The sequence below is a fragment of the Polaromonas sp. CF318 genome (assembly GCF_000282655.1).
Classification (GTDB): domain Bacteria; phylum Pseudomonadota; class Gammaproteobacteria; order Burkholderiales; family Burkholderiaceae_C; genus Polaromonas.
This window is the reverse complement of sequence record NZ_AKIV01000098.1, coordinates 1-8,791: the sequence shown is the minus strand read 5'-3', so window position 1 is coordinate 8,791 and position 8,791 is coordinate 1. Positions and strand designations below refer to the sequence as shown.

Annotated in this window: 9 protein-coding genes; 5 read left to right on the top strand and 4 right to left on the bottom strand. The window is 65.7% G+C overall.

Features of this window, described 5'->3' with window-relative positions; genetic code table 11:
- Positions 1–197: 197 nt before the first annotated feature.
- Positions 198–1,064, bottom strand: coding sequence for an exodeoxyribonuclease III (locus PMI15_RS17855; protein ID WP_007872278.1), 867 nt, complete (start codon positions 1,062–1,064; stop codon positions 198–200).
- A 10-nt stretch (positions 1,065–1,074) separates the two neighbouring features.
- Here PMI15_RS17855 and pyrE point away from each other — a divergent pair, with 10 nt between their 5' ends.
- Both pyrE and PMI15_RS17845 read left to right on the top strand, forming a co-directional pair.
- On the top strand, positions 1,075–1,827 hold the full coding sequence (pyrE, locus tag PMI15_RS17850) for an orotate phosphoribosyltransferase (protein WP_007872275.1): 753 nt from the start codon (positions 1,075–1,077) through the stop codon (positions 1,825–1,827).
- Between the two features lie 57 nt (positions 1,828–1,884).
- On the top strand, positions 1,885–2,496 hold the full coding sequence (locus PMI15_RS17845) for a DUF4124 domain-containing protein (protein ID WP_007872274.1): 612 nt from the start codon (positions 1,885–1,887) through the stop codon (positions 2,494–2,496).
- A gap of 43 nt (positions 2,497–2,539) precedes the next feature.
- Here PMI15_RS17845 and gatB read toward each other — a convergent pair whose 3' ends face one another.
- The 3 genes from gatB to gatC are packed head-to-tail and all read right to left on the bottom strand — an operon-like array spanning position 2,540 to position 5,860.
- Positions 2,540–4,000, bottom strand: a complete 1,461-nt coding sequence (gatB, locus tag PMI15_RS17840; protein ID WP_036839778.1) for an Asp-tRNA(Asn)/Glu-tRNA(Gln) amidotransferase subunit GatB — start codon at positions 3,998–4,000, stop codon at positions 2,540–2,542.
- 49 nt (positions 4,001–4,049) lie between these two features.
- The gene (gatA, locus tag PMI15_RS17835; protein WP_007872264.1) at positions 4,050–5,564 is read right to left on the bottom strand and encodes an Asp-tRNA(Asn)/Glu-tRNA(Gln) amidotransferase subunit GatA; all 1,515 of its coding nucleotides are present in this window, start codon (positions 5,562–5,564) and stop codon (positions 4,050–4,052) included.
- Entirely contained in the window at positions 5,561–5,860 is a 300-nt protein-coding gene (gatC, locus tag PMI15_RS17830; RefSeq protein ID WP_007872263.1) for an Asp-tRNA(Asn)/Glu-tRNA(Gln) amidotransferase subunit GatC, read from the bottom strand. Before gatC ends, gatA begins: the two co-directional genes overlap by 4 nt.
- A 307-nt stretch (positions 5,861–6,167) precedes the next feature.
- On the opposite strand from gatC, the gene PMI15_RS17825 reads away from it, so the two are divergent.
- The 3 genes from PMI15_RS17825 (at position 6,168) to mreD (ending at position 8,717) form a co-directional block, all read left to right on the top strand.
- Positions 6,168–7,211 carry a rod shape-determining protein gene (locus PMI15_RS17825; RefSeq protein WP_007872262.1) on the top strand — a complete coding sequence of 348 codons (1,044 nt, stop codon included), beginning with the start codon at positions 6,168–6,170 and terminating at the stop codon, positions 7,209–7,211.
- A gap of 61 nt (positions 7,212–7,272) precedes the next feature.
- Positions 7,273–8,202, top strand: a complete 930-nt coding sequence (mreC, locus tag PMI15_RS17820) for a rod shape-determining protein MreC (RefSeq protein WP_007872242.1) — start codon at positions 7,273–7,275, stop codon at positions 8,200–8,202.
- Entirely contained in the window at positions 8,199–8,717 is a 519-nt protein-coding gene (mreD, locus tag PMI15_RS17815) for a rod shape-determining protein MreD (protein ID WP_007872240.1), read from the top strand. Before mreC ends, mreD begins: the two co-directional genes overlap by 4 nt.
- The last annotated feature ends 74 nt before the right edge of the window (positions 8,718–8,791 follow it).

Genomic DNA, 8,791 nt, shown 5'->3' with positions numbered 1-8,791 from the left:
GCGGGCTCCAGCCCCTCGGGGGGCGCTGCGCCTGCGGCCCGGCAAAGCCGGTTCCGCGGCCCCGGCTTGCATGAGGAGTCAGTGGCGTAAACAGCGGGGGTATTCACCAGCGGGGGCCGAGGGTCCGGCTTTGCCGGCCCCAGGCGCCGCCCCCTGGAAGGGGGGAGCAGGCTACACGAAGTGAGCCTGAACGGGGGTTAGATCATGAATTCATAGTCCACACTCATGGGCGCGTGGTCGGAAAAGCGCTGTTCCTTGTAGATGTGCTCGCTGCGGGCCAGCGCCGCGAAGGCCGGCGTGGCCAGGTGGTAGTCCAGGCGCCAGCCGACGTTCTTCGCATAGGCCTGGCCGCGGTTGCTCCACCAGGTGTAGGCCGCGTCGGTCGCCGTGGGCTGCAGCTTGCGGTAGACGTCGACCATGCCGCCGCCCCTGACCGAGGGGCCGGTGCGCTGCGTCAGTTCCTCAGCCGCTTCATTCGCGAGTTCAGCGTTGCGCAGTAATTCGGTCATCCAGGCGCGCTCCTCGGGCAGGAAGCCGCTGTTTTTCCGGTTGCCCTTGAAGTTCTTCAGGTCGATTTCCTGGTGCGCGATGTTGACGTCGCCGCACAGCACAAAATCGCGCGTCTCCTTCAGGGCCAGCAGGCGCGGGTAAAACTCGGCCAGGAAGCGGAACTTGGCGGCCTGGCGCTCCTCGCCCGAGGAGCCGCTGGGGAAGTAGCAGCTGATGATGGAGAGTTTGGGGCTCAGCTTGCGCCCGGGCCTGTCAAAGCGCAGCTCCACATAGCGCCCTTCGGCGTCGAATTCGGTCGAGCCGTAGCCCACGATCACGTCGCTGGGCTCATGGCGCGTGTAGATCCCCACGCCGGAATAGCCTTTTTTCTCGGCGAAATGAAAATAGCCCTTGAGGCCGGCGATTTCCTCGAAGCGGCCGCTCATGTCGGCCGCCTGGGCTTTGAGCTCCTGCACGCAAATACAATCCGGCATAGACTGCGCAACCCAGTCCAGCAGGCCTTTGCTGGCCGCGGAGCGGATACCGTTGAGGTTGAGGCTGGTCAATTTAAACATGGGACTTCCAATGAGCACGGCAGGGCAACAACAGGACAACAGGGACGGGGCAACTTCCGCAGACGGCGCGCTGGCACAGGAATTCGTGCAGTTCGCCGTGGAGGCGGGCGTGCTGCGCTTCGGGCAATTCAAGACCAAGGCCGGGCGCATGAGCCCGTATTTTTTCAACGCCGGCCTGTTCGACGACGGGGCCAAGTTGGGACGGCTGGCGCAATTCTATGCGCGCCACCTGCTGGCCGAGGAAAAGCGCACGGGCCTGGTTTTCGACATGATTTTCGGGCCGGCCTACAAGGGCATCCCGCTGGCCGCGGCGGTGGCCATCGAACTCGCGCGGCTGGGGCGCAATTACCCTTTCGCCTATAACCGCAAGGAAGCCAAGGACCACGGCGAGGGCGGCACGCTGGTCGGCGCGCCGGTCAAGGGCCGCGTGCTCATCATTGACGACGTGATGTCCGCCGGCACCGCCGCGCGCGAATCGATCGCCATCATCCAGGCCGCGGGCGCCGTTCCCCACGCGGTGGCGCTGGCGCTGGACCGCCAGGAGAAGGCCACGGAAAACGGCGTGGACGTGAGCCATAGTGCCGTGCAATATGTTACGAAGCACCTGGGCCTTCAGGTTTGCGCGATTGCGCGCCTGACGGACTTGCTGCAATATCTCTCAGCACAGGGCGACACGCCGGGGTCCAGCGGCCCCGATGCACTGTCTCTGAAGACGCATTACCAGGCCGTGCTGGCCTACCGGGAACGCTACGGCGTGGATTAAGGAGTCGATTTGCTCTTGCGAACAGCGCTAATAGTCATCTGGGTGTCGGCTGCCTTCATGGCGAGCCAGGCCGCGGCCCAACGCATTTACACCTGTGTGGACGGCAAAGGCCGCAAGATCACGGCCGACCGCCCGATCGCCGAGTGCATGGACCGCACCCAGCAGGAACTGAACCGATCGGGCACGGTGAAGCGCGAGGTGGGGCCTTCGCTGACCGCACAGGAGCGCGCGGCGCAGGAAGAAAAGGAGAAGGCCGCCGCCGAGGCGCGCGCGCGCGAGGCCGAGGACAAACGCCGCGACCGCGCCCTGCTGCTGCGTTATCCCAGCCGCGCGGTGCATGATCAGGAGCGCGTTATCGCCCTGGCCCAGGTCGACGAGGTCATCAAGGCCTCCAACAAGCGGACGGCGGAACTGGCCGAGCAGCGCAAAGCCATCCAGGCGGAATTCGAGTTCTACGCGAAAGACCCCGGCAAGGCGCCACCCGCGCTCAAGCGCAAAGTGGAAGAAAACGAGGCCAGTTCGGCCGTGCAGAGGAAGTTCGTCCAGGACCAGGAGCAGGAGAAAAAGCGCGTCAACCAGCGCTTTGACGAAGAGCTGGTCAAGCTCAAGCAGCTGTGGGCCCTGAGGGAAGGATCCATTCCCCCGCCGGCGCCCAGCGCCAAAAACTGAACGAGGGCGGGCGAGGCCGCCCGGTGTCCCCGGGAGCAGCTTCCTAAGCCAGTTTTTTCTTCAACAGCTCATTGACCTGCGCCGGGTTGGCCTTGCCCTTGGTGGCTTTCATGGCCTGGCCGACCAGCGCGTTCATGGCCTTGGCATTGCCGGCCTTGACCTCTTCCACATTTTTGGCGTTCGCGGCCAGCACGTCGTCAATGATTTTTTCGAGTTCACCGGTGTCGCTCATCTGCTTGAGGCCCTTGGCCTCGATCACGGCGTCGACGCCCGAGCCCTCGCCGGTCCATAGCGCGTCGAACACCTGCCTGGCGGCGTTGTTGGAAATCGTGCCGTCGGCGATGCGGGTGATCAGGCTCGCCAGTTGCGCGGCGCTGACGGCGGAGTCCTCGATCGGTTTCTCTTCGCTGTTCAGGCGCCGTGACAACTCGCCCATGACCCAGTTGCTGGCCAGCTTGGCTTGCTGGCTGGCCTCGGCCACCGCCTCAAAAAACGCGGCCGTCGCCTTGCTCTGCGTGAGCTGGCCGGCGTCGTACTCGGGCAGCCCGTAGTCCCTGACGAAACGCGCCGCCATCACGCGCGGCAGCTCGGACATTTCCGAGCGGGTTTTTTCCACCCAGTCGCGCGAGATCACCAGCGGCGGCAGGTCGGGGTCGGGGAAATAGCGGTAGTCGGCCGCGTCTTCCTTGGTGCGCATGCTGCGCGTCTCGCCCGTGTCGGGGTCGAACAGCACGGTGGCCTGCTCGATGGCGTGGCCGTCTTCGATCTGCCCGATCTGCCAGCGCACCTCATAGTCGATGGCCTGCTGCATGAACTTGAAGCTGTTCAGGTTCTTGATTTCGCGGCGCGTGCCCAACGGCTCGCCCGGCTTGCGTACAGAGACGTTGGCGTCGCAGCGGAAGCTGCCTTCCTGCATGTTGCCGTCGCAGATGCCGATCCAGGTGACGATCTTGTGCAGCTCCTTGGCATAGGCCACGGCCTCGACCGAGGAGCGCATGTCGGGTTCGGTCACGATCTCCAGCAGCGGCGTACCCGCGCGGTTCAGGTCTATGCCGCTCATGCCGATGAAGTCTTCATGCAGCGACTTGCCGGCGTCTTCCTCCAGGTGGGCGCGTACCAGGCGCACCGAGCGCTTTTCGCCGTCCAGGAAAAACTCGACGCTGCCGCCCTGCACCACGGGGATTTCAAACTGGCTGATCTGGTAACCCTTGGGCAGGTCGGGGTAGAAATAGTTCTTGCGCGCGAACACGCTGCGCTCAGCGACGTGCGCGTTGACGGCCAGGCCGAACTCGATGGCGCGCTGCACCGCGCCCTTGTTCATCACCGGCAGCGCGCCGGGCAGGGCGAAGTCTACGGCGCTGGCCTGCGTGTTCGGTTCGGCGCCGAAGGCGGTGGAGGCGCGGCTGAAGATTTTCGATTGCGTGGTGAGCTGCGTGTGGGTCTCAAAGCCGATGATGACTTCGTAGCCTTGCACCAGCGGCCCGGTGGGGCGACCGGCCTGCATTTCAGCGAAGGGGTTGACGGTGGGTTGGGTCTGGCTCATGTCAAATCACTCAGAGGCTTGGGGGCTGGCGCAGGTGCCAGTCGGTCGCGAGCTGGAACTGGTGGGCGGCACCCAGCAGTTGCGCTTCCTTGAAGTAGTTGCCGATCAACTGCAGGCCTACGGGCATGCCGCCGGCGCCGAAGCCCGCCGGCACGCTCATGCCGGGCAAGCCGGCCAGGCTGGATGAGAGCGTGTAGATATCGGCCAGGTAGCTGGCCACCGGGTCGTCGGATTTTTCGCCGATCTTCCAGGCGACGGTGGGCGACACCGGGCCGGCAATGATGTCGCACTGCGTGAACGCGGTCTGGAAGTCCTGCGCGATCAGGCGGCGGATTTTTTGCGCCTTGAGGTAGTAGGCGTCGTAGTAGCCGTGCGACAGCACGTAGGTGCCTATCATGATGCGGCGCGTGGCCTCGTCGCCGAAGCCCTCGCTGCGCGACTTTTTGTACATGTCGTTGAGGTCACCGTACTGCGCCGCGCGGTGGCCGTAGCGCACGCCGTCAAAGCGGCTCAGGTTGCTGCTGGCTTCGGCCGGCGCGATGACGTAATACACCGGGATGGACAGCTCGGTCAGCGGCAGGCTGACGTCGACCAGCGTGGCACCCAGCTTTTCGTATTCGGCCAGCGCGCCGCGCACGGCGGCCAGCACGTCGGGCGCGCAACCGGCGCCGAAGAACTGCGTGGGCAGGCCGATGCGCAGGCCCTTGAGCGGCTTGTCGCCGGCGGAGGCGGGGCGCGCGGCCAGCAGGTCGGCCGCATAGTCGGCGGCGGGCAGGTCCAGCGAGGTCGAGTCGCGGTCCGGGTCGGGCCCGGCCATGCTGGAGAGCAGCAGGGCGCAATCGAGCGCGCTGCGCGCCATCGGGCCGGCCTGGTCCAGGCTGGAGGCGAAGGCCACCATGCCGTAGCGCGAGCAGCGGCCGTAAGTGGGCTTGATGCCGGTGATGCCGGTCAGCGAGGCCGGCTGGCGTATCGAGCCGCCGGTATCGGTGCCGGTGGCGGCCGGAACCAGACGCGCGGCCACGGCGGCGGCCGAGCCGCCCGAGGAGCCGCCCGGAATGCGGCTGGTATCCCAGGGGTTTTTCACCGGCTTGTAGGCGCTGTTGTCGTTGCCCGAGCCCATGGCGAACTCGTCGCAGTTGAGCTTGCCCAGCGTGACCGCACCGGCGCCTTGCGCCACGCCGAGCCGGTTCACGACGGTTGCGTCAAACGGGCTGCGGTAGTTTTCCAGCATCTTCGAGCCGGCCGTGGTGGGGAAGTCGCGCGTGACGAAAACGTCTTTGTGCGCCAGCGGAACGCCCAGCAGCGGCGTGCGTTCGCCGGCGGCCAACCGCGCATCGGCGGCTTTGGCCTGCGCCAGGGACACGTCCGCGTCGGTGGCGAGGAAGGCGCCCAGCTGTTCCTGCCCGATGCGGGCCAGGAAATGTTGCGTCACTTCGACGCTGGAGACCTCGCGCGCCGCCAGTTTGGCGGCCAACTGCGCGACGCCCAGGTCGTGCAGTTCGGTGTTGTTCAGGGCGCCGCTCATTCGATCACCTTGGGCACAAGAAACAGGCCGCGTTCCACGGCGGGTGCGCTGACCTGGCTGGCTTCGCGCTGGTTGGGTTCGCTGGCGACGTCCTCACGCAGGCGCAGGGCGACCTCACCGATCACGGCCGCCGGATGGGCCAGCGGCTCCACGCCCTCGGTGTTGACGGCTTCCATCTGTTCCACCAGGGCGAAAAAGCCGTTGATCTGGCTCAGGGTGTGCTCGGTTTCGTCAGGGCGCAATTCCAGCCGCGCCAGGTTGGCGACGCGGGCGATGTCTTGGGGTGTCAATGCCATGGGTAGGTATGAAGGAAAATACAGCGGAATTCGAGGGGAAAGGCAGGGGAAAATAGCGGGAAAACGAGGGCCTGAAACGAGGTGTAAAGCTGAAAAAACGGCCCTCATGGACCCATTGATCTACAGGGGATGCGGTATTATCCCGCCTTTGGTGTGAAATCAGGGCTGGATGCACTCTTTAGGCGCTTTTTAGGTGCCTGAAGCAAGGTTTCCAACGCCTCTGGCCCGACTTTCCCGATAATGGCTTAATCAATAAAAAGGTGATGGCGCAACGAAGTATGCCCATGCCCCAACTGGACTCTTGCATATGTTTGAAGCATTTCGTCGGTATTTTTCCACCGACCTGGCCATTGACCTCGGCACTGCCAACACCCTGATTTTTGTACGCGACCGCGGTATTGTGCTCGATGAGCCCTCCGTCGTCGCCATCCGCCACGAAGGCGGCCCCCAAGGCAAGAAGACCATCCAGGCCGTTGGCCACGAAGCCAAGGCCATGCTAGGCAAGGTGCCCGGCAACATCGAAGCCATACGGCCCATGAAGGACGGCGTGATCGCCGACTTCACCGTGACCGAGCAGATGCTCAAGCAGTTCATCAAGATGGTGCACCCGCGTAGCCTGCTCAAGCCCAGCCCGCGCATCATCATCTGCGTGCCCTGCGGCTCGACCCAGGTCGAGCGCCGCGCGATCCGCGAAAGCGCCCTGGGCGCCGGCGCCAGCGACGTGTACCTGATTGAAGAACCCATGGCCGCGGCCATCGGTGCCGGCCTGCCTGTTTCGGAAGCCAGCGGCTCCATGGTCGTCGACATCGGCGGCGGCACCACCGAGGTCGGCGTGATCTCGCTGGGCGGCATGGTCTACAAGGGCAGCGTGCGCGTCGGCGGCGACCGTTTCGACGAAGCCATCATCAATTACATCCGCCGCAACTACGGCATGCTGATCGGCGAGCCCACCGCCGAGGCCATCAAGAAGAGCATTGGCTCGGCCTTCCCCGGCTCCGAAGTCAAGGAAATGGAAGTCAAGGGCCGCAACCTCTCCGAAGGCGTGCCGCGCAGCTTCACGATTTCCAGCAACGAAATCCTGGAAGCCCTGACCGACCCGCTCAACAACATCGTGAGCGCCGTGAAGAACGCGCTGGAGCAGACCCCGCCCGAGCTGGGTGCCGACATTGCCGAGCGCGGCATGATGCTGACCGGCGGCGGCGCCTTGCTGCGTGACCTGGACCGCCTGCTGGCCGAGGAAACCGGCCTGCCGGTGCTGGTGGCCGAAGACCCGCTGACCTGCGTGGTGCGCGGCTGCGGCATCGCCCTGGAGCGCATGGATCGTCTGGGTTCCATCTTCACCTCGGAATAAGCGCAACGCCGTATCTCGTGCCGCGCGCCGGCATGAAGCGGGGCCAGCTTGACAGCGAACCATGCCCTTAGGAACCCTTGACAGATCCCCGCCGCCCTTTTTCAAACAGGGGCCGTCGGCGCTGTCCAAGCTGATGTTCTTCAGCGCCTTGTCGCTGTTCCTGATGGTCGCCGACACCCGCTTTCGCATCACCCAGCCGGTGCGCGCCGTGCTCGCCACCGCGCTGTACCCGGTGCAATGGCTGGCGCTGCAGCCGGTGCGCGCCATCCGCGGCGGCGGCGAATATTTCACCACCCTGAGCCAGGCCCAACTGACCCGCGAGGAAGCCGGCCGCAAGCTGGCGCTGCAGTCGATGCGCGCCGGCCAGGTCGAGCAGCTGACCCAGGAAAACAACCGCCTGCGCAAACTGCTGGGCCTGCGCGAGCAGCTCAGCACGCCGGTCATGGCCGCCGAGGTGCTGTACGACGCGGCCGACCCCTATACCCGCAAGGTGATCATCGACAAGGGCATGGCCCAGGGCGTGGACCTGGGCTCGCCGGTGCTGGACGAGTCCGGGGTGCTCGGCCAGGTCACGCGCGTGCATCCGCTGGTCAGTGAGGTCACCCTGCTGGTGGACCGCGACCTGGCCATTCCCGTGCTCAATGTGCGCACCGGTGCGCGCAGCGTGGCCTATGGCGACCCGGCGGTTTCGGGCAGCGGGCTGGAGCTGCGCTTCATGGGCAGCAACTCGGACGTGCAGCAGGGCGACCTGCTGACCACCAGCGGCGTGGACGGCGTCTACCCGGCCGGCCTGCCGGTGGCCAGGATCAGCCGCATCGAGCGGCGCGCCGAGTCAGCCTTCGCCAAGATTTACTGCACGCCCCAGGCGCTGGTGACGGGGGCGCGGCACGTGATGGTGGTCAAGCCCGGCACCGGCCTGATCCCGCCGCGGCCCGAGGCCGACTCGCCCGAGGCCGCGCCCAAGAAGAAAGAAAAAGGGGCCGCGAAATGATCATGCGCTCAGGCCAGCAGCTGCTGCTGCCCGCCAACCCGGTGTTCATCTGGTGCAGCCTCATCGCGGCGCTGCTGCTGGACATGCTGCCCCTGGGGCGCGTGCCCTGGATGCCCGACTTCCTCGCGCTGGTGCTGGTGTTCTGGAACGTGCACCAGCCGCTGCGCGTGGGCATAGGCGTGGCTTTCATGTTCGGCCTGGGCATGGACGTGCACCAGTCCTCGCTGCTGGGCCAGCACGCGCTGTCGTACACGGCGCTGAGCTTTTTCGCCACCATGATCCATCGCCGCCTGCTCTGGTTCACCGTGCCCTCGCAGGCCCTGCAGGTGCTGCCGCTGTTTGCCGTGGCGCACGCTGTCGAGCTGGTGATCCGCATGATAGGCGGCGGCATCTTCCCGGGCTGGATCATGTTGCTGGCGCCCCTGATCGAGGCCTTGCTGTGGCCCGTCGTGAGCGTGCTGCTGCTGGTGCCGCAGCGGCGCGCGCCGGACCCCGACCAAAACCGGCCGCTGTAGATGGCCCCCACGCTTTTCACTTCGTGTAGTGCGCTGCCCCCCGAGGGGGCCGCTGCGCCTGCGGCCCGGCAAAG